This window comes from Actinokineospora globicatena (genome assembly GCF_024171945.1).
Lineage (GTDB): Bacteria > Actinomycetota > Actinomycetes > Mycobacteriales > Pseudonocardiaceae > Actinokineospora > Actinokineospora globicatena.
On the sequence record NZ_JAMTCR010000004.1, the window covers coordinates 731,005 to 751,121 of the forward strand.

Here is a 20,117-nt window from a genome sequence, read left to right on the forward strand (position 1 = left end):
CCACCACCGACCAGAGCAGCGGTCTCCCCGGTGGAGCCGCCACCGAGGTGGAGCGCGCCAGGGAGCGGGTGGCCGAGGCGCTGCTGCGCTCCCGGGCCCGCAGCACCCTGCTGACCGACGCGGTCGACGACGACGACCTCGTGCGCCAGCACTCGAGGCTGATGTCGCCGCTGGTGTGGGACTTGGCGCACATCGGCAACCAGGAAGAGCTGTGGCTGGTGCGCGACGTGGGCGGCCGTGAGCCGGTCCGCTCCGACATCGACGAGCTCTACGACGCGTTCCAGCACTCGCGGGCGAGCCGGACCGAGCTGCCCTTGCTGTCGCCGACCGAGGCGCGCACCTACGTGGCCCAGGTGCGCGACAAGGTGTTCGACGTCCTGGACCGGGTCCCGCTGCACGGCAGCAGGCTCGTCGACGGCGGGTTCGCGTTCGGCATGATCGTGCAGCACGAGCAGCAGCACGACGAGACCATGCTGGCCACCCACCAGCTGCGGGTCGGCGCCCCGGTGCTGCACGCCCCGGACCCGGACCCGGCCCTGGTCGCGCCGATCGGCGCCAGGGAGGTGTTCGTCCCGGCTGGGGAGTTCACCATGGGCACGTCCACCGAGCCGTGGGCGCTGGACAACGAACGTCCCGCGTTCCAGACGCACGTGGACGCGTTCTACATCGACACCGTCCCGGTCAGCAACGGCGACTACTTAGCCTTCATCGACGCCGGTGGCTATGACGACCCGCGTTGGTGGAGCGAGGTCGGGTGGGCCTACCGGCAGAAGGCGAAGCTGACCGCGCCGCGGTTCTGGCAGCGCGACGGCGACCGCTGGCTGCGCACGCGCTTCAGCGTGGTCGAGCCGGTCCCGGTGGACGAACCCGTCGTGCACGTCTGCTTCCACGAGGCCGCCGCGTACGCGAAGTGGGCGGGCAAGCGCCTGCCGACCGAGCCGGAGTGGGAGAAGGCCGCCCGGCACGACCCGGCGACCGGCCGGTCCCGCCGCTACCCGTGGGGCGACGAGGACCCCGGCGTCGAGCACGCCAACCTCGGCCAGCGCCACCTGCGGCCCGCCCCGGTCGGCTCGTACCCGAAGGGCGCCTCCCCGCTCGGCGTGCGCCAGCTCATCGGCGACGTCTGGGAGTGGCTCGACTCCGACTTCCAGCCCTACCCGGGGTTCGCGGCGTTCCCGTACCGGGAGTACTCCGAGGTGTTCTTCGGCGGCGACTACAAGGTGCTGCGCGGCGGGTCGTTCGGCACCGACTCCGCCGCCGTGCGCGGCACCTTCCGCAACTGGGACCACCCGATCCGGCGGCAGATCTTCTCCGGGTTCCGCTGCGCCCGCGACGCCCGCCCGGCCAGCTGACCGCATGTGCCGCCACCTGGGGTACCTCGGTCCCGCCGTGCCCGTCGCCGGCCTGCTCGACGGGCCGACCGGGCTGCTGCGCCAGACCTGGGCCCCCGCCGACATGCGCGGCGGGGGCACGGTCAACGTCGACGGGTTCGGCGTCGGCTGGTACACCGACGCCGAGTCGGACCCGGTGCGCTACCGGCGCGCCGTTCCGATGTGGACCGACCAGGCGTTCGCGCAGGTGGCCGCCAGCACCCGCAGCCACGCGGTGCTCGCGGCCGCCCGCTCGGCCACCATCGGCATGCCGGTGGTGGACACCGCGTGCGCCCCGTTCACCGACGGGCGCTGGCTGTTCAGCCACAACGGCAGGGTCACCGGCTGGCCGGACAGCCTCGCCCCGCTCGCGGGCGCGTTGTCCGCTGTGGAGCTGATGACGCTCGACGCGCCCACCGACAGCGCGGTGCTGTGGGCGCTGGTGCGGCGCGCGCTGCGGGCGGGGACCCCGATGGCCGACGCGCTCGCCGACGTGGTCACCGCGGTCGCCGCGGCGGCACCCGACTCCCGGCTCAACCTCATGCTCACCGATGGCGTGACCATCGCGGCCACCACCTGGTGGCACTCGTTGTCCGCGCTCACCGGCCCCGATTTCGTCGTGCTGGCGTCCGAACCGTGGTCCGCGGACCCGGCGTGGGCGCCGATCGCCGATCGCTGCTTGGTAACGGCCACCCTGACCCCCACTCCCGCCGTCCGCGTGCGCGCGCTCGGCAGTGCAGACAAGGAAGCAGATGACCGACTCCCGGCTTGATCCCGTGGAAGTGCACCTGCCCGACGACCACGCCGCGCGCGCGTTGGCCGAGGACGCCCGCGTGGGGCTGACCGCCACCCCCAAGACACTGCCGCCCAAGTGGTTCTACGACGCCAGGGGCAGCGACCTGTTCGAGCGCATCACCCGGCTGCCCGAGTACTACCCGACCAGGGCGGAGCGGGAGATCCTGGCCGCCCGCGCGGACGAGATCGCCGCCGCCACCGGCGCGCACACCCTCGTGGAACTCGGGTCCGGTTCCTCGGAGAAGACCCGGCTGCTGCTCGACGCCCTGCGCGGCGCCGGGACCCTCGCGCACATCGTCGCGCTCGACGTCTCCGAGACCGCCCTGCGCGACGCCGCCGCCGCGCTGGCGGCCGAGTACGGGGGCGTGCAGGTCAGCGGTGTGGTCGGTGACTTCACCGAGCACCTCGGGCTGCTGCCCGGCGACCCGCCCCGGCTGGTGGCCTTCCTCGGCGGCACCATCGGCAACTTCCTGCCCGCCGAGCGCGCCGAGTTCCTCACCGCCGTGCGCGCGGTGCTCAAGCCGGGGGAGTGGCTGCTGCTGGGCACCGACCTGGTCAAGGAGGAGCACACCCTGGTCCGCGCCTACGACGACGCCGAGGGCGTGACCGCCGAGTTCAACCGCAACGTGCTGCACGTGCTGAACCGGGAACTGCGCGCCGACTTCGACCCGGCCGACTTCGAGCACGTGGCCAGGTGGGACCCCGAGCACGAGTGGATCGAGATGCGGCTGCGGGCCAGGCGCGCGCTGACCGCGACGATCGCCGAGCTCGGCCTGACCGTCGAGTTCGCCGAGGGCGAGGACGTGCGCACCGAGATCTCGGCCAAGTTCCGCCGGGAGCGGGTGGTCAGCGAACTGGGCGCGGCCGGGTTCTCGCTCGAGCACTGGTGGACCGACGAGGCCGGACGGTTCGCGCTGTCGCTGGCGCGCGCCGACTAGTCCGCTGTGCCGTGACCGCCCCGTCCGTGCTGGTGCGCGGGCGGGGCGGTCGTTTCATCTCGACCGTGGTTCATTCGCGGTGGCTGAACTTTCGTCAGGTCCGCTACCCGATCGGCCCCTGCCCGTCGACAGCCGCCGCAAGGCCGCCCTGGTTGGGCCCACCAGGTGATTTCCCTTCCCGCACAGGCGTGTGAGCCTCAAGGGGTCACAGTTGTCGATGTGTCTAGGGGGAAACACGTGACTGTTCGTTCAATGCCGCGCGCCACAACGGTGGGCGTGGCGGTCGTGCTGGCGGCCGGGGCACTGGTCTTACCCGCCGCCGCCATCCCGCAAGCTCCTGTCCCGCAAGCACCCGCGACTCCCGTGGTGTGGCGGGATTGCGCCGCCGACCAACTGGCCGACGTGCCGCCCGCCGAGCGGTTCCGGTTCAGCTGCGCCGATTACACCGTTCCGCTCGACCACGACCGGCCGGGACTCGGCACCATCAACATCGCCCTGCTGCGCCGCGCCGCCGGTGTACCGAGTGCCCGGGTCGGCTCGATCTTCGTCAACCCCGGTGGTCCCGGTGGCCCTGGCACGGTGCTGCCGTTGCGGGCGGCGGGATTCCTGCAAGCGTCCGTGCTGGACCGGTTCGACGTCGTCGGGTTCGACCCGAGGGGCATCGGCCGCAGCACCGCCGTCCGCTGCTTCGCCACCCAGGAGGACGCCGACGCGCTCCAGCGCCGGGGGACGCTCATCCCGCGCACCCCCGAGCAGATCCGCCAGACCAGCGCCGCGCGCCGCGATTACGCGCGGTACTGCGACCGGTTCGCCGGTCCGCTGCTGGCGAACATGTCCACCGAGGCGGTCGCCCGCGACCTGGACCTGCTGCGGGCCGGGGTCGGCGACGAGAAGCTCACCTACGTCGGCTTCTCCTACGGCACGTTCCTCGGCGCCACCTACGTCAACCTGTTCCCGCAGCGGGCGCGCGCCATCGTCCTCGACGGCAGTGTGGACCCGCGGCTGCGCGCCTCCGACGGCCTGGCCTACGACCGGCAGCGCACGGAGGGCTTCGAGATCGCGTTGTCCGCGTTCCTGGCGGAGTGCGACCGGGTCGGCCCGCTGTGCGCGTACAGCGGCGGGGCGCGGGCGAAGTACGACGCCAGCCGGGAGCACCTCAAGAGCCACGGCCCGGTCACCTTGCCGGACGGCACCTTCGTCGACTACGAGCGGTTCGTCGCGGCGACCGGCAGCTTCCTGTACCAACGCGCCTACCTGGCGACCTTCGCGGAACTGTTGCAGCACCTGCACTTGGCGATCCAGCCGGGACAGCTCAGGGTCGCGCCCGAGCCAAGGGCGCGCTTGTTCGCCACCGGTGTGTCGCCGCGCACCGACACCCGACCGGACACCCCGTACACCGGCGAGGACTCGTACGCCTCGGTCAACTGCTCGGACAAGCCCTTCACGAACCGGCTGTCCGACGTGCCCGGGATCGCGGACCGGTGGGACCGCGCCATGAGCACCTTCGGCCGCTACGGTGCTTGGGCCGACGCGGCGACGTGCCCGCCGTGGCCCGCCGCCGACCGCTACTCGGGTCCGTGGAACCGCAAGACCGCGAACCCGGTGCTGGTGGTGGGCAACTACTACGACCCGGCCACCCGCTACGACTTCGCCAAGCGCATGGCCGCCCAGCTGGGCAACGCGCGCCTGGTGAGCGTGGACGCGTTCGGGCACTGCGTCCTGGGTGAGAGCACCTGTGTGGACCGCATCACCGCCGACTACCTTGTCAACCTCACGGCGCCCGCGCCCGGACAGGTGTGCGCGCCGGACCTGCCGATCTTCCGGACTCCGGTGACCTGATAGGACAGACGGCGCCGTCCCCCGAGACGGCGCCGTCCGCTATCGGTGACCAGGGCTCGCGGGAATCAGACCCGTTGGTGGCACACGAGAGCCCAGGTGGGGCGGTGTCAGCAGGACACCGCGCGCACCTGGGCTCCCGGGCTCACCCACTAGAGTGCCGATACCCCCTTCGCGGCCGGGGTGGTGCGCCGCGGTCCCGCCGCGACGCCGAGCCACTCCCGGTCATCCCCAGTCGATCCACGCGCCGCCAACGAGATACCGTGTCCGACGGTGCCCGTCGCGGCGATTCCCAGGTGGAACTTCCTGTTTTCCAAAGGATCCCCCAATCCCTCGTTCCCCCAAAACCATCCTGACACAGCGTGATGTCACTTAGGGGCCGATCGAACGAACCTCCGTATGACCACTCTCACCCCGCGTGCGGGAACTCTTGCGGCACAGGGGGAGTTAGGACGACTGGAGGTCTAGTGCCGCCCGCACCCGCCGCACGGTCTCCAGCCCGACCCGCCAGTCCGCGCCCACCTGCCGCCGCGCCAGGACGAGGTCGTCCACCAAACCCTTGCTTCGCAAGACATCGAACTCGTCGGTGAACACCGCCAACACCGTCGCCGACAGCAGCGCGAGCGCCGCGGCCTGGCCGTTGACCCGCCACAACCCCGAGTCCCGGTAGCGGTTCGGGTCGGCCAGCACGGCCAGGTCGACCGGGCCGTGGAAAGCGGGCAGCGCCTCGACCCAGGACAGGAACTCAGGCGTCCTATCATCCTCGATCCCCGCGGCCACATCGGCGAACGCGGCCGCCTTGCGCGTGACATCGGCGCGCACCAGCAGGTCCGCGACCGAGGCGACATCCGGCCGGTAGGAGTCCGCCGTCAGGTCGACCATCTCGATGGCGTGCCGCCGCAACTCGCGCGGCACCCCCGCCGACAAGCAGTGGCACAACATCACGAACTCCCGCGACAGCCCGGGTACGCGGTCCCCCAACCACTGCGCGCTCTCGTCCAGCGAGAACGGCCGCAGCACCAGCATCTCGGAGAACGCGCTGTCGAACGCGTCGCGCACCGCGATCCCGCGCCGCTCGAACGCGGCCACCGCGTCGTCGGACACCGACACCAGGAACAGGCATCCCGGGATCCCGAAGACCCCCTTGATGTCGTTGACGAACTCGTGCGCCTTCTCCGGTTGCCCGATCTTGTCCACCTCGTCGACGGCGATCACCACTCGGGCCCCGCGCCCCCACGTGCGCAACACCCTCGCCGCCTGGCCCGCGAACAGCCGGAAGTCGGCCACGACCTCCGGGTGCGTGAGCGGCTGCTCGGCCCGTTGCGCCTGCCTGGTCCGGGAAACCTCGCCCTGCAGCGGCAGGCTCACCTTCCCGGACCACCCCGTGGTGAACGTCTGCAGGAACCGCACCCGGTCCAGGTGCTCGCGGGCCACGGCGCCCAACACCGCCAGGTCGTCGTCGGAGCGCACCGCCGCCAACAGGCGCTCGAACGCCGACCGCGCGCCCGCCAGCGCCAACCGCGCGACCTCGATGACCAGCAGCCCGACGAGGACCGCGGCCACCGCCGCGCCGATCGTGGCCTCCCGGTCCGGGGCGTACACCTGCGACGCCAGGTCCTTGGCGGTCGTCAGCACCGAGGTGCCCGTCGCCACCGCGGGCACCACCACGCTGCCCGCCGCACCAAGCACCAGCGCGATCATCCACAAGAGACGGCGGATGAATGATGCCCGCCGCCTGAGCCGCGCCCCGGCAAGGGTGAGCGGGTCGACGCCGGTGCCGTGCCCGCGCTCGTCGACCGCGGCGATGACCTGGCGGCACAGCAGCGCGTAGAGGTGCAGCACGAAGTCGCGGGCGTCGTACGCGGCGGGCGCCGAGGCGATCACGGTCAACGGCGGCGTCCCGCTCGCCGACACCGCTCCGGACGCCAGCGCCCTGATCAGAGTGGACTTGCCGACACCGCGCCTGCCCGCCAGCGCGACCGCGCCCGAGTCGGACCGCTCGAGCACGCGCGTCAGCCGCCGCACCGACTCCGTCTCGACCAGGTCCGGTTCGTCCTCGTCCTCCTGGTACAGCGCGTGGGTCGGGTGCACGTCCAACGGCCTGCCGCGCACCGGGATCCGCTGCCCACGCGCGTACCGGTGGATCGCGGGCCCGATCGAGGTGGCCACCAGGGCCTCCCAGCTGCCCGCGAGCCGGTGCGCCGCCCAATCCCGGACGACGTCCGTCTCGCCGCGCAGAGCGCGCCCGAACTCGGGTCCGTAGCGGTCCAGCGCCCGCAGAGCCGTGACGAGCGCGCACAGGGCGCCGACCACCCCGAACACCCGGAGCCGAACGACAGGGCGGGGAGCGCCATCACGGTGAGCACCACGTAGGCCGCGGCGGCCACGACGGTGCGCGCCATCGGCCACACCCTCCACCGCGCGACGGGGACGAGGTCCCGCCAGACGCTGTCCTCGCGCCGCCCGCCGAACCGGACGAGTGGACCCTCCTGCTCCTGCGCGGCGCGCACCCTGGCCAGCAGCGCCGGATCCCGCTCCAGGTCCGCCACCAGGTCGTACCCGGTCACCTCGGTGCCCCGCAGGAGCTCCACGGCGTTCCAGCGGCCCAGCGCCTCCAGCAGCAACTGCCGCAACCCGGCCCTGGCGCCGTTCCACTCGGCGTCGTCGAGTCCGCTGTTGTCCGTCACGCCACCCCCAGGAGGTCAAGGGTGATCAAGCCTAGTGCGGACGACGGCGGGGGCCGCCCGTAGGCGACCCCCGCCGGGGAGAGCGTGGAGCAGGGTCAGCTGGTGACCATCTTGCGCAGCACGTACTGCATGATGCCGCCGTTGCGGTAGTAGTCGGCCTCGCCGGGGGTGTCGATGCGGACGACGGCGTCGAAGTCGACGGTGGTGGAGCTGCCGTCGCGGGCCGCGGAGACGCGGACCGTGCTCGGGGTCTTGCCCTCGTTGAGCGCGGTGACGCCCGTGACCAGGAACAGCTCGGTGCCGTCGAGGCCGAGGGACTCGGCGGTCTCGCCCTCGGGGAACTGCAGCGGGAGCACGCCCATGCCGATCAGGTTCGAGCGGTGGATGCGCTCGAACGACTCGGCGATGACCACCCGCACGCCCAGCAGCGAGGTGCCCTTGGCCGCCCAGTCGCGCGACGAGCCCGAGCCGTACTCCTTGCCCGCCAGGACGACCAGCGGGGTCTGCTCGGCGGCGTAGTTCTGCGCGGCGTCGTAGATGAACGCCTGCTCGCCACCCCTGGTGAAGTCGCGGGTGTAGCCGCCCTGCACGCCCTGGCCGTCGTTCTCGCCCGCCAGCAGCAGGTTGCGCAGCCGGATGTTGGCGAAGGTGCCGCGGATCATCACCTCGTGGTTGCCGCGCCGGGAGCCGTAGGAGTTGAAGTCCTTGCGCTCCACGCCGTGCTCGGTGAGGTACTTGCCCGCGGGGGTGTCCTGCTTGATGGCACCGGCGGGGGAGATGTGGTCGGTGGTGACCGAGTCGCCCAGCAGCGCCAGGACGCGGGCGCCCCGGATGTCGGTGACCGGCGCCGGGGTCATCTCCATGCCCTCGAAGTACGGGGGCTTGCGCACGTAGGTCGACTTCGGGTCCCACTCGAACACGTTGCCGGTCGGCGTCGGCAGCGACTGCCACCGCTCGTCGCCCGCGAACACGTCGGCGTAGCTGCTGGCGAAGCTCTCCGCCGACAGCGCGGAGGCGATCACATCGGCGATCTCCTGCGGCGACGGCCAGATGTCGTTCAAGAACACCGGCTCGCCGTCGGAGCCCGTGCCCAGCGGCTCGGTGGTGATGTCGATGTCCATCGACCCGGCCAGCGCGTAGGCCACCACCAGCGGCGGGGACGCCAGGTAGTTCATCTTGATGTCCGGGTTGATCCGGCCCTCGAAGTTCCGGTTGCCGGAGAGCACCGAGACGACCGCGAGGTCCGCGGACTGCACGCCCGCGGAGATCTCGTCCTGCAGCGGGCCGGAGTTGCCGATGCAGGTGGTGCAGCCGTAGCCGACCAGGTTGAAGCCCAGCTTGTCCAGGTACGGGGTCAGGCCCGCGCGGTCGTAGTAGTCCATGACGACCTTGGACCCCGGCGCCAGGGTGGTCTTCACCCACGGCTTGCGGGACAGGCCGCGCTCGACGGCCTTCTTCGCCAGCAGCGCCGCGCCGATCATCACCGACGGGTTCGATGTGTTGGTGCACGAGGTGATGGCCGCGATGGCCACCGCGCCGTGGTCGAGCTCGAACTCCACGCCGTCGAGGGTCACCTTGGTCGGCTTGCTCGCCCTGCCCTGCGCGCCGCGCGCCGCCGAGTGCTGCTCGACCGGCGCGCCCGAGCCGTTGCCGCTGCTCACCGCGGGGGCGTCGCTGGCCGGGAAGGACTCCTGGCCCGCCTCGTCGACCGCGGAGGTGGCCACGTCGGTCGTGTAGCTGCCCAGGGCGGCCCGGAACGACTCCCGGGCGGCGGAGAGCTCGATGCGGTCCTGCGGCCGCTTGGGGCCCGCGATGGAGGGCACCACGGTCGCCAGGTCCAGCTCCAGCGTCTCGGAGAAGACCGGCTCGATCGACGGGTCGTGCCAGAGGCCCTGCTCCTTGGCGTAGGCCTCGACCAGCGCCACCTGCTCCGCGGAGCGGCCGGTGAAGCGCAGGTACTCGATGGTCTCGGCGTCGATCGGGAAGATCGCCGCGGTCGAGCCGAACTCCGGGCTCATGTTGCCGATGGTGGCCCGGTTGGCCAGCGGGACCGCGGTCACGCCGGAGCCGTAGAACTCGACGAACTTGCCGACCACGCCCTGCTTGCGCAGCATCTCGGTGATGGTCAGCACCAGGTCGGTCGCGGTGGCGCCCGCGGGCAGCTCGCCGTGCAGCTTGAAGCCGACCACGCGCGGGATCAGCATCGACACCGGCTGGCCCAGCATGGCGGCCTCGGCCTCGATGCCGCCGACGCCCCAGCCCAGCACGCCGAGGCCGTTGACCATGGTGGTGTGCGAGTCGGTGCCGACCAGGGTGTCCGGGTAGGCCTGCCCGTTGCGGACCATCACGACGCGCGCGAGGTGCTCGATGTTGACCTGGTGCACGATGCCGGTGCCCGGCGGGACGACCTTGAACTCGTCGAACGCGCTCTGGCCCCAGCGCAGGAACTGGTAGCGCTCCTTGTTGCGCTCGTACTCCAGGTCCACGTTGCGCTCGAAGGCGTCCGGGCGGCCGAAGATGTCGGCGATGACCGAGTGGTCGATGACCAGCTCGGCGGGCGCCAGCGGGTTGACCTTGTCCGGGTCACCGCCGAGCTGGGTGACGGCCTCGCGCATGGTGGCCAGGTCCACCACGCAGGGCACGCCGGTGAAGTCCTGCATCACGACGCGGCCGGGGGTGAACTGGATCTCCGTCGACGGGGCGGCCGTGGGGTCCCAGGAGGCCAGGGCGCGCACGTGCTCGGCGGTGATGTTGGCACCGTCCTCGGTGCGCAGCAGGTTCTCCAGCAGGATCTTCAGGCTGTACGGCAGGCGCTCGGCACCCTCCACCGCGTCCAGCCGGAACACCTCGTACGAGGCGTCCCCGACCTTCAGCGTGGCGCGGGCGCCGAAGCTGTCCTTACTCGGTGTGGTCACGTCCAACTCCAGTGGCGGCGCAAAGTCAGTCCGGGTTACTCGACGGTGAGTCTCGCGCACCCCCGGGGGGAGTGCGGCGACGGCCTCACCCTTCAAACAGTACGCTTGTCCTGTATAGCCCTTCAAGGGGGCACGCCGGGTCTCGGCCTGCTGATCCGTGTGATCCAGCCCCCATCCTGCACCCACCCGGCGGTGACCGCCGGTGCCGTCGGCGCACCGAGGCGCGACGAGCCGCGGCCCGCCCCCGAAGATCGGGAGCGGGCCGCGGCGGTCGTGCTCGGGTGCGACTACTTGGCGAGCTTGAGCAGCGCCTTGATGTCCTCGGGCTGCAGGCTCTTGAGCGCGGTGATCTGCAGGTCGGTGACCGAGCGGATCGGGCTCACGTACCACTTGCCGTCCACCTCGGTGGTGACCACACCGGTGTTGGCGATCATGCCCTTGACCAGGTTGGTCAGCGCCTTCTTGGCGTCGGCCGACATGGACCGGCCACCGATCTTGGCGGCCAGGTCGTCGGCGCAGATCTGCTCGCGCTGGCCCTCGACCTCGGCGGCGTAGCACTCGCCGTCCTTGGTGACCTTGACCGTCTGGCCCTCGGCCCGGACCTCGAGCTCCTTGAGCAGGACCTTGGTGGCGTCCTCGACGTCCTGGGTCTCGGTCTCCAGCTTGACGATCTCGACCTCGGCGGGCTTCTGCTTGCCCGCGGCCTCCACCAGCACCGGGCCCACGTCGTGCAGCACGGCCATCTCGTCGGGCGGCAGCAGCTCGATGACCCGCGACAGGTCCGCGTTCACCGACGCCTCGGCCAGCTCGCGCACCGCGTCACCGGGGGAGGCGGCACCGCGCGCGGCGATCGACTGCTTCGGCCAGTCCAGCTTCTCGCTGGCCAGGGCGTAGTCGGCGATCGTGTAGAACAGGCTCGGGTACCACTCGTCGTCGACCTTGACGGTGGCGATCCGGATCGGCTCGCCCTTGTTCTCCTTGACCAGGTCGGCCACGTCGTAGGTCTGCGTCTGCGGGGCGTCGGTCATGCCGCGCGGGAACGCCAGGTCGATGAACTCCTCGGTCAGCGGCAGCTTGCTGGAGTCCGAGGAGATGGTGACCTTGCCGCCGACCAGCTTGGTGATGGTCAGGTGGTCGTTGACCTTCTCCGCGCCGCCCTCGTCGAACTGCAGGTTCTCGGTCTTGAGCTCGAAGCCGTTGATCTGGTTCGGGTCGACGTCCTTCTTGTAGACGTTGAGCCGCTTGAGCTCCTTGGTCGTCTCCGCGTTGAGCGTCGTCATCAGGTCCCGCTCGGCCGGGGCCAGCCCGGTTAACAGGCCTAAGACGTCACCCTTGCCGATGGCGTTGACCAGGTTGGTCGCCGCGGCGGTCGGGCTCTGCGCGCCCGCCTGCGTGCTGCCCCGGTTGAGCGCCCACACGGTGACGCCCGCGCCCGCGGCCACCGCGAGCACCGCGACGACGACCCCGATGATCAGGCCCTTGCGCTTCTTCGGCGCCTCCGGCGGCACCGGGTAGCCGTACTGCCCGCCGCCGTAGGGCTGCTGCGGGAACTGGAAGCCCGGCTGCGCCTGCTGCGGGCCGGTCTGCGGGAAGCCACCCTGCGGGAAGCCGCCCTGGGCCTGCTGCGGCCCGGTCTGCGGGTAGCCGGGGTGGGGTTGCGCCGGGAAACCGCCGCTGCCCGGACCCCCTTGCTGCTGGTACGGGTCGTTCGGCGGCCACTGGCCGCCGCCTCCGGGTGGATACGTCACGGTTCCCCTCCTGCGATCCTGCTGGCGCCTCTGCGCCCGTTCACCACGATCAAGACCGCGCCGAGCACGGCGAGCGCCGAGCCGATGAGCGTGGTCGTCGGTCCGGCCGCCGCGATGCCGAGCGGGCTGTCGCCGCCACTGCTTTCGACGGTCGCCCCACCCGAAACGGTTCCAGTGACTATCGCCAGGAACGCCCCGATCGTTGCGGCCGTCGCGCGCATGCCCAGCGCGTACGACACGATGCTCAGCGTGATCGCCGGGACCACCCCGTACCAGGCGTAGAGCAGCACCTCGAGCGCGGTCCCGTCAAGGAAACCGAGCGTGGTGATCACCCCGACCGCCTGGAAGCTGTCGCGCAGCACGGCCCCCGAGCGGAACCACGGCAGGAACACCCCGACGGCGACGGCCAGCAGGCCCACCGCGGTGATGGCGGCGGGCAACGCGGTCGTCAGCACGCGGGAGTTCCGTTCGGACACGGCACCATGCTCGCACCTGTCGACCCGGTCGGGTTACATCGCCCTCGTTCGAGTGGGGGCGACCGTCCTCTTTCGACGGACGCGCGACACGCTGCGTCGAATACTGGCCGGGGTGATGTCCCCGAGCACGATGTTTCTGCTGGTACGGCTGGTTGTCGAGTGTCCCAAGTGGCACAGTCGGGAGGAGCTGGGCGGGGCGAACCGCCCCCGCGCAAGGAGGAGGCAGCGGTGGCCGTACGACGGACGCTCCCGCTCGGGCTGGTGGTCACCTCGGTCGCGCTGGTCTCGGCGATGACGACGACCGCGGTCGCCGCCGCCGTGCCCCCGCCGCCGCCCAACCCCAGCGACGCCGAGCTCGAGGGCAGCCGCGCCTCGGCCAAGGAGAAGGCGGGCGAGGTCGGCCGGTTGACCAACCAGCTCGCCGAGGCCGAGTCCAAGCTGATGCGGTTGCAGGCCGAGGTCGAGGCGAAGCTGGAGGACGCCAACAAGGCCCTGGTCGACCTGCACGCCGCCGAGGACGCCGCGACCGCCGCCCGGTCCGACGCGGACGCCGCGCGGCGGGAATCCGCCGGTGCGGACAAGGCCGTTGGTGACGCACGGCAGTTGCTCGACGACTTCGCGGCGGGAAGTTACAAGCAGGGAACGACCGTCGGCTCGCTGACCGCGTACCTGGGTGCGAAGTCCCCAGAGGACCTCTTGGACCGCGCGCACCTGCTCAACGCCGTCAGCGGCAGCGAACTCGACGCGCTCGACAACATGGAACGCGCCCGCACCCAGAAGGCGAACGCCGACTCCCGGGCGCGAGCGGCGCTGAACGTCGCCACGCGGCGACAGACCGAGGCCGAGGAGGCCAAGCGCGTCGCCGACGAGGCCACCGCGACGGCCCAGCGCGCGCAGCAGGACCAGTTGGCGCGCTCGCGGCAGTTGTTGGCCGACCGCACCTCCTTCGAGCGGCAGTTGGAGGAAGCGCAGGCCGAGGTCGGGGGACTGGAGAGCCAGCGGGAGCGCTACCAGCGCTGGCTCGCGGCCAAGCAGCGGGAGGACGAGGAGAACGCGCGCCAGGCGGCTTCCGGCCGTCCCACAGCAGGGCCCTCGGCGGGCCGTGCGCGCACGGTGATCGAGCGCGCACTGTCCCAGCTCGGCGTCGAGTACGCCTGGGGCGGCGGCAACAGCAAGGGGCCCACCCGGGGCATCCGCGACGGTGGTGTCGCCGACTCCTACGGGGACTTCGCCAAGGTCGGCTTCGACTGCTCCGGCCTGATGATCTACGCCTTCGCCGGTGTGGGCGTCCCCCTGCCGCACTACAGCGGTTACCAGGCCACGTCCGGCCGCCAGGTCCCGCTGTCGCAGATGCAGCCCGGCGACATGCTGTTCTGGTCCACTGACGGCCGGATCCACCACGTGGCCCTCTACATCGGCGACGGTCAGATGGTGGAGGCCCCGTACTCGGGGTCCGTCGTCCGCATCTCGCCCGTGCGCTACGGCGGCATCGTGGCGCACGCGACCCGGGTGCTGTAGCTCAGGCCACGAGCAGGCGCAGTCCGAGTTCCGCCGCGTGCAGGTGGATGAGCTCTCGGTTGCGTTCGGCCCACCGGCCGGTGGTGAGGTCTTCGCGGAGCTGGGTCACCGCACGGCGTTCGGCTTCCGGCCCGACCCTCGTCCACACCGACACCGCGCGTCGCACGTGTTCGTCCAGGTAGGCCTCGGGCCTGCGCCAGTGCGCCTCGAAGAACCCGTCGGCGCAGTCCCACGGGATGAGCACCGGCTCGATGCGCGCGTCGACCGCGGCGGCCAACTCGTCCACCGACGGCCTGCCGGTGACCAGGTCGGCGACCTCGGGCAGGTAGTCGCGGCTGAGCCAGAACCGCCGGTGCCACCCCGCGTCGCTGTCGTCGTGGGTGAACACGACCACCCGCCTGGCCACCCGGCGCAACTCCCGCAGCCCGGCGATCGGGTCCCGCCAGTGGTGCACGGTGCTGAACGCCATCGCCGCGTCGAAGGACTGGTCCGCGAACGGCAGGTTCTCCGCGGTCGCGGCCACGCACGGCGCCGCGTCCGGGGGCCGTTGCGCCCGCATCACCGCCGACGGCTCGACCGCGGTGACGTCGCGGTCGGACGGTTCGTAGGAGCCGGTACCCGCGCCGACGTTGAGCACCGTCCGCGCGTCCCCCAACGCGGCCCAGACCTGCGCGGCGATCCGCGGCTCGGTGCGGCGCGTGACCGGGTAGGCGTGTCCGATGTCGTCGTAGAGCCGCGCGCCGAGCGGCTTCAGCTGGTCTTCTGGCGTCGTCCTGATTCCCATCGCCCTTGCCTCCAGTTCCCGGTCAATCGCCTCGACCATCGCGGCGGTGCGGTCGCGTTGTTCGTGTAGCAGGCTGCGCAGGTTTCGCAGGTGCGCGACCGTGTCGGTCGTCGGGTCGTCGACTAGGTCCGCGATCTCGCGCAGCCCGAACCCCAACCGGCGGTAGGTGAGAACCTCGCGCAGCCGCTCCACGTCACTTGGTGAGTAGGCCCGGTACCCGGCGCTTGTCCGTGCGGACGGGCGCGCCAGGCCGATCTCGTCGTAGTGATGCAGCGTTCGGACGCTGATACCGGCCAGGTCGGCCACTCGCCCCACGGTCAGGTGCTCTTCCATGGTGTGACCATGGGGCATCACGTCGGGTGAGGGTCAAGCACCTCCCGCGCGATCTACTCCACAATGGACGTTTGGGCGTCGTTCGCGCTAGAGCGCGAGTCGGGGCCACGACCTGGTGTCGCGGAGGAGTTGCCGGTCGTGGGTGGCGATGACGACGGTGGCCGGGGTGACCTGGAGGGCGGCGGACAAGTCGTCGACGAGGGCGGCGGAGAGGTGGTTGGTGGGTTCGTCGAGCAGGAGCACGTGCGGGTGAGCGGCCAGCAGTAGTGCCAGGTCCAGCCTGCGGCGAGTACCCACGGACAGCTCAGCCGTGGGGCGGTTGGCGTCGTGTGCGCTGAGCAGTCCTAGGTCGGTCGGGCTGAAGCCGGGCTCGACCTGGTCGCACAAGTGCGCCGCGGTGCGGTCGCCTGGCAGGTCGGGCTCCTGGGCCAACCGTCCGATTCGGACCGGCGGAGCGTGCGTGACGGTGCCGGTGGTCGGGGTGAGGTCGCCTGCCAAGACGGCCAGGAGGGTCGACTTGCCCGCGCCGTTGGGACCGGTCACCACCAGCCGATCGCCGGGGGCCAGCGTGAGGTCCACCGGGCGCGCCAGTCTGCCCTTGACGCTCACAGCGGCGGCCCGCAGCGGCGACGGGTGGCGCGGCAGGTCTGGCATGGTGAACCGGGTCGGTGGCCGCGGGACCGCGACCACGTGCTCCGCGAGGTCCTCTTGGCGCCGGTGCACGGCTCGGACCAGACCGGGCGCGCGGGTGGCGCGGGTGTGCCTGCCGTGGCCCTTGCCGGGACGCCAGTTGTCGCGCAGCCGGTTCTGGGCCGCGGCGAGGTCATCCGCGAGGCGTTGGTGTTCAGCGACCTGGTCCGCGTGCAGCGACTCCCATCGGGCCCGTTCAGCCTGCCGGCCCTCGGTGTAGGCGGAGTAGCCGCCGCCGTAGACGCGGGGTCGGTCGTCGCTGGAGGGGTCCAGGTCGACGACTGTCGTGGCCACGTCGGCGAGGAGCGCGCGGTCGTGGCTGACCAGGACGACCACGCCCGGGTGCGCGCGGAGTCGTTCGGTGAGGTGCGCGAGGCCGCTCGCGTCCAGGTGGTTCGTCGGTTCGTCTAGCAGCAGGACGGGATGACCTGCCCCGAGCAGACAGGCCAAACGCACGCGGTGGTGCTGCCCGACTGAGAGAGTGCCAAGAGGGCGTGAGCGGTCGTTGATGGCATTCAGCGCGGCCAGTGACACCTCCACTCGCCGCTCGGCGTCCCAAGCGTCGAGAGTCTCGACCTCGGCGAGCGCGGCAGCATAAGAGTCGTCGGCACCGGGACGGGATTCGGCTAGCGCGGCCGTGGCCTCATCGAGATGGGCGAGGGCGGCGTGTGCCGCGGTCAGCTCGAGGTCGACCAGGGCACCGACGGTGTCGGTCGCGGTGAGCCGGATCTGCTGGTCGGCGACACCGACCGAGCCCGCGCGGTGGACCTCGCCCCGGTCGACCGGGAGGTCACCGGCGAGCACCCGGAGCAGAGTGGTCTTGCCGCGGCCGTTCTCGCCGACGATGGCGACCCGGTCGCCCGCGGCGGCGACGAGGTCGACACCGGCGAGCACGGGTCGTCCACCGAACGAGACGTGGACATCGCTGAGACGGACGTGCGCGGCGCGCACGAGGACAGCTGACATGGAGACGTGCCTCCGGAGGTGATGAGCAGGGAAGGGCGAACCCCGGTGCGCCGGGCACCGGTGGAGGCGTCGCCCCTCAGAGGAAGAACAGCTGCTGCGTCACCCGGCCCAGGGTAGGCGGCGCCCACGCGCCGCACACCCGGTTTTCCGGTGCACCCGCGTCACCCTCGTCGATCCGTAGGCTGGTCTTGCCGATCGTCTTCGGGGAGTGGGAATGGGCCTGGTCGCTGTCATCGGGGATGTCGGGGGACACCCGGATCAGTTGCGGGGGGCGTTGGAGCGCCTTGGTGCTGGAGGTGGGGTGCTGCCGCCGGGGGTGGTGGTGGTCCAGGTTGGTGATCTTGTCGATCGTGGACCGGACAGCCAGGGTGTGCTTGGCGTTGTGGCTGGGTTTCTGGAACGCCAGCCGGGGCAGTGGATTCAGCTCACGGGCAACCATGAGGCGCAGTACTTGCCTGGTGGCGAGGTGTTCTGGGCCGACCCGCTCGGTGACGACGGTGTGACTCGGCTGCGGCAGTGGTGGGCGGACGGGCGTCTGCGGGTGGCCGCTGCGGTGCGCACGGCTGAGGGGGACGAGCTGCTGATCACCCACGCCGGGTTGACTCTCGCGGGGTGGCAGGAGCTGGCGGAGCCCGGGTCGGCGGGGCAGGCGGCGGAGGTGCTCAATCGGCGGCCGGACCTGATTTGGCGCGTCGGTGACCACGGGCGGGACGCGGCGGCGGGTCCGTTGTGGGCGGAATCGGGGGCGGCGCTGCACGAGCCGTGGATGGGGTATGCCGGTGTGGTGCCGTTCGGCCAGGTTCACGGGCATTCGACGGTGGTCCGGTTCGCCGATCGGGGGTGGCGGGTGACGGGGCGGGTGCGACAGCGCGCGGCGGTCGACTGGGACGCGCGGCACGTGCGGGTGCGCGTCGGTGGGCGGGTGTTCACCGGCGTCGACCCCGGGCACGGGCGGACCGGCGCTGAGCGGTGGCACCCGTTGGTCCTGCCCGGTGCCACGTTGGTCGAGTAGGCCGATACTCGAATCGGGTTGAGTCTCCAGTCGGTGGAGGGTGGACGCTGCTGCCATGGGTGATCCGAGCGAGCTGTTCACCATCGGGCAGTTGGCCGCGCGCACCGGGTTGTCGGTGCGCACGATCCGCTTCTGGTCCGACAGCGGGGTGGTCCCGCCGACGACCCGGTCGTACGGGGGCTACCGGCTCTACGACGCCGAGGCGGTCGCGCGGCTGGACCTGGTGCGGACGCTGCGGGAACTTGGACTGGACCTGGACACGGTGCGCGACGTGCTGCACCGCCAGGTCACCGTCGCCGACGTGGCGGCGGCGCACGCCAGGGCCATCGACGCCGAGATCCGGGCGTTGCGGGTCCGGCGCGCGGTCCTGCGCTCGGTCGCCCGCCGGGGAAGCACAACCGAGGAGATGAGACTGATGCACGAGATGGCCAGGTTGTCGGCGGGGGAGCGGCAGCGCGTGATCGACGAGTTCGTCGACCGCACCTTCGCCGGGGTCGACGAGGGCGCACCGGGCGCGGGCATCGCGACGGCCATGCGGCAACTGCCCGCGGACCTGCCCGACGACCCGACCGACGCCCAGGTCGACGCCTGGGTGGAACTCGCGGGCCTCGTCGCCGACGAGGACTTCCAACGCCGGGTCCGGCAGATGGCGGTGACCGGCGCCGCCGGTGCGCCACCCGTCGCCCACGACCCGGCACTGGTGGTCGAGCACGCCGCCCCCGCCGAGGCCGCCGGGATCGACCCGGCATCGCCGCGGGGACAGGAGATCCTCGCCAGGATCGCGGGCGGGTTGTCCACTGAGGACAGGCTGCGGCTCGCCGAGTCCATCGAGACCTTCAGCGACCGCCGGGTCGAGCGCTACTGGCAACTCCTGGGAATCCTCAACGGCTCCACCCCGTTCGAGCCGAGAGTCCCAGCCTTCGAGTGGTTCGCGGCGGCCCTGCGCGGCTGACACCCCTCGCGGGTCGGTCGACTTGGCCGACCCGCGAGGTGGCCGGCTGGGGTAGGTCGATCATGCTCAAGATCACGCCGAGCTGAGCAGCCCCCGATATACAGCCTACCGAGCCCGTGGCGGTGGGAGCGCGGGTGAAAGTTGGCCCTGTGGATGGCTGGCCGGGTTGTGGATGGGTCCACTGGGGACTGGGGGTCAGTCCAGCAGGGGGCAGTGGGTGGGCTCGGTGGGGCTGAGCACGGGGGGTGGGGTGGGGCGGGCGCTGCCGTGGGGGGTGTGGGTGGCGGGGGTGGCCTGGTGGGCGGCCGCCGTCATGGGGAGGGTCGCCAGTAGGAGGGCGACTGCGCCTAGTGTTCTGGTGTGCGGCCGCATGGTGCTCTCCTCGTGCGGCTGGGGATCCCGGTGCGACCAGTACACCGCGTCGGGCGGGGGAAGCCATGACGGTCTTTCGGGGGTCACGTGTTACGTTGGCCCGCTGCCTTCGTCCCGACACCGTGAAGGAGCACTCCCCATGCCCCCCATCAGCGACGACGACCTCCAGCGGGTGATCGTCGGCGAGGTCCGGCCGCACTCGGCGCCCATCGAGCTCGCCGACTACGACCCTCAGTGGCCCGCCCGCTACGCCGGTGAGGAGCAGCGGGTCCGCGCTGTCCTCGGGCCGGTCGTGCGGCGCCTGGAGCACGTGGGGTCGACCTCGGTCCCCGGGTTGGCCGCCAAGCCGATCATCGACATGCTGTTGCTGGTCCCCGACTCCGCCGACGAGGCCGCCTACGTGCCCGCCATGGAAGCGGCCGGGTACCCCCTGCGGGTGCGCGAGCCCGACTGGTTCGAGCACCGCCTGTTCAAGGGGCCGGACACCAACATCAACCTGCACGTGTTCACCGACGGCTGCCCCGAGGCCGACCGCATGCTCCGGTTCCGCGACTGGTTGCGCGCCAACGACGACGACCGCGACCACTACGCCGCGACCAAGCGCGCCCTGGCCACCAGGACCTGGCGGCACGTGCAGGACTACGCCGAGGCCAAGACCGAGGTCGTCGCCGCCATCATGGCCAGGGCCCAGCCGAACGACTAGGACCCAGCTGAGCGACCAAGGC

Annotated in this window: 14 protein-coding genes; 8 read left to right on the forward strand and 6 right to left on the reverse strand. The window is 71.6% G+C overall.

Annotation, left to right across the window (positions count from 1 at the left end; genetic code table 11):
- Positions 1–47 precede the first annotated feature (47 nt).
- The 4 genes from egtB to LV79_RS22235 all read left to right on the forward strand — a co-directional run bounded on the left by egtB (position 48) and on the right by LV79_RS22235 (position 4,942).
- Positions 48–1,352 carry an ergothioneine biosynthesis protein EgtB gene (egtB, locus tag LV79_RS22220; RefSeq protein ID WP_253840387.1) on the forward strand — a complete coding sequence of 435 codons (1,305 nt, stop codon included), beginning with the start codon at positions 48–50 and terminating at the stop codon, positions 1,350–1,352.
- Between the two features lie 4 nt (positions 1,353–1,356).
- On the forward strand, positions 1,357–2,142 hold the full coding sequence (egtC, locus tag LV79_RS22225) for an ergothioneine biosynthesis protein EgtC (RefSeq protein ID WP_253840114.1): 786 nt from the start codon (positions 1,357–1,359) through the stop codon (positions 2,140–2,142).
- Entirely contained in the window at positions 2,123–3,103 is a 981-nt protein-coding gene (gene egtD, locus LV79_RS22230; protein WP_253840115.1) for an L-histidine N(alpha)-methyltransferase, read from the forward strand. Before egtC ends, egtD begins: the two co-directional genes overlap by 20 nt.
- A gap of 237 nt (positions 3,104–3,340) precedes the next feature.
- Positions 3,341–4,942, forward strand: a complete 1,602-nt coding sequence (locus tag LV79_RS22235; protein WP_253840116.1) for an alpha/beta hydrolase — start codon at positions 3,341–3,343, stop codon at positions 4,940–4,942.
- Positions 4,943–5,386: 444 nt separating this feature from the next.
- Here the strand turns inward: LV79_RS22235 and LV79_RS22240 are convergent, their stop codons facing one another.
- From LV79_RS22240 to LV79_RS22255, 4 genes are all read right to left on the reverse strand, one after another.
- Positions 5,387–7,252 (reverse strand): P-loop NTPase family protein, encoded by a 1,866-nt coding sequence (locus LV79_RS22240; protein ID WP_253840117.1) that lies wholly within the window; start codon positions 7,250–7,252, stop codon positions 5,387–5,389.
- A 469-nt stretch (positions 7,253–7,721) separates the two neighbouring features.
- Positions 7,722–10,541 carry an aconitate hydratase AcnA gene (gene acnA, locus LV79_RS22245; protein WP_253840118.1) on the reverse strand — a complete coding sequence of 940 codons (2,820 nt, stop codon included), beginning with the start codon at positions 10,539–10,541 and terminating at the stop codon, positions 7,722–7,724.
- 287 nt (positions 10,542–10,828) lie between these two features.
- A complete protein-coding gene (locus LV79_RS22250) occupies positions 10,829–12,289 on the reverse strand; it encodes a proline-rich domain-containing protein (protein WP_253840119.1) in 1,461 nt (486 codons plus the stop codon).
- The gene (locus LV79_RS22255) at positions 12,286–12,765 is read right to left on the reverse strand and encodes a hypothetical protein (RefSeq protein ID WP_253840120.1); all 480 of its coding nucleotides are present in this window, start codon (positions 12,763–12,765) and stop codon (positions 12,286–12,288) included. The genes LV79_RS22250 and LV79_RS22255 overlap by 4 nt, the downstream gene beginning before the upstream one ends.
- Before the next feature lie 228 nt (positions 12,766–12,993).
- Between LV79_RS22255 and LV79_RS22260 the strand changes: the two genes are divergently transcribed.
- On the forward strand, positions 12,994–14,283 hold the full coding sequence (locus LV79_RS22260) for an NlpC/P60 family protein (RefSeq protein ID WP_372495393.1): 1,290 nt from the start codon (positions 12,994–12,996) through the stop codon (positions 14,281–14,283).
- Position 14,284: 1 nt separating this feature from the next.
- On the opposite strand, the gene LV79_RS22265 is transcribed toward LV79_RS22260, so the two are convergent.
- Both LV79_RS22265 and LV79_RS22275 read right to left on the reverse strand, forming a co-directional pair.
- Positions 14,285–15,400 (reverse strand): MerR family transcriptional regulator, encoded by a 1,116-nt coding sequence (locus tag LV79_RS22265; protein ID WP_308208955.1) that lies wholly within the window; start codon positions 15,398–15,400, stop codon positions 14,285–14,287.
- 87 nt (positions 15,401–15,487) lie between these two features.
- Complete coding sequence (locus tag LV79_RS22275; RefSeq protein WP_253840121.1) at positions 15,488–17,056, reverse strand: ABC-F family ATP-binding cassette domain-containing protein; 1,569 nt, start codon at positions 17,054–17,056, stop codon at positions 15,488–15,490.
- Between the two features lie 214 nt (positions 17,057–17,270).
- Between LV79_RS22275 and LV79_RS22285 the strand changes: the two genes are divergently transcribed.
- The 3 genes from LV79_RS22285 (at position 17,271) to LV79_RS22295 (ending at position 20,095) form a co-directional block, all read left to right on the forward strand.
- Positions 17,271–18,068: a metallophosphoesterase gene (locus LV79_RS22285; protein WP_308208956.1), complete on the forward strand. Its 798-nt coding sequence runs from the start codon at positions 17,271–17,273 to the stop codon at positions 18,066–18,068.
- Positions 18,069–18,123: 55 nt separating this feature from the next.
- Positions 18,124–19,020 carry a MerR family transcriptional regulator gene (locus tag LV79_RS22290; protein WP_253840122.1) on the forward strand — a complete coding sequence of 299 codons (897 nt, stop codon included), beginning with the start codon at positions 18,124–18,126 and terminating at the stop codon, positions 19,018–19,020.
- A 511-nt stretch (positions 19,021–19,531) separates the two neighbouring features.
- Positions 19,532–20,095 (forward strand): GrpB family protein, encoded by a 564-nt coding sequence (locus LV79_RS22295; RefSeq protein WP_253840123.1) that lies wholly within the window; start codon positions 19,532–19,534, stop codon positions 20,093–20,095.
- Positions 20,096–20,117: the final 22 nt, after the last annotated feature.

Coding starts and splice junctions, on each gene's coding strand:
- egtC (WP_253840114.1), top strand. CDS start 1,357: ATGTGCCGCCACCTGGGGTACCTCGGTCCCGCCGTGCCCGTCGCCGGC.
- egtD (WP_253840115.1), top strand. CDS start 2,123: ATGACCGACTCCCGGCTTGATCCCGTGGAAGTGCACCTGCCCGACGAC.
- LV79_RS22265 (WP_308208955.1), bottom strand. CDS start 15,400: ATGGAAGAGCACCTGACCGTGGGGCGAGTGGCCGACCTGGCCGGTATC.
- LV79_RS22275 (WP_253840121.1), bottom strand. CDS start 17,056: ATGTCAGCTGTCCTCGTGCGCGCCGCGCACGTCCGTCTCAGCGATGTC.
- LV79_RS22285 (WP_308208956.1), top strand. CDS start 17,271: ATGGGCCTGGTCGCTGTCATCGGGGATGTCGGGGGACACCCGGATCAG.
- LV79_RS22290 (WP_253840122.1), top strand. CDS start 18,124: ATGGGTGATCCGAGCGAGCTGTTCACCATCGGGCAGTTGGCCGCGCGC.
- LV79_RS22295 (WP_253840123.1), top strand. CDS start 19,532: ATGCCCCCCATCAGCGACGACGACCTCCAGCGGGTGATCGTCGGCGAG.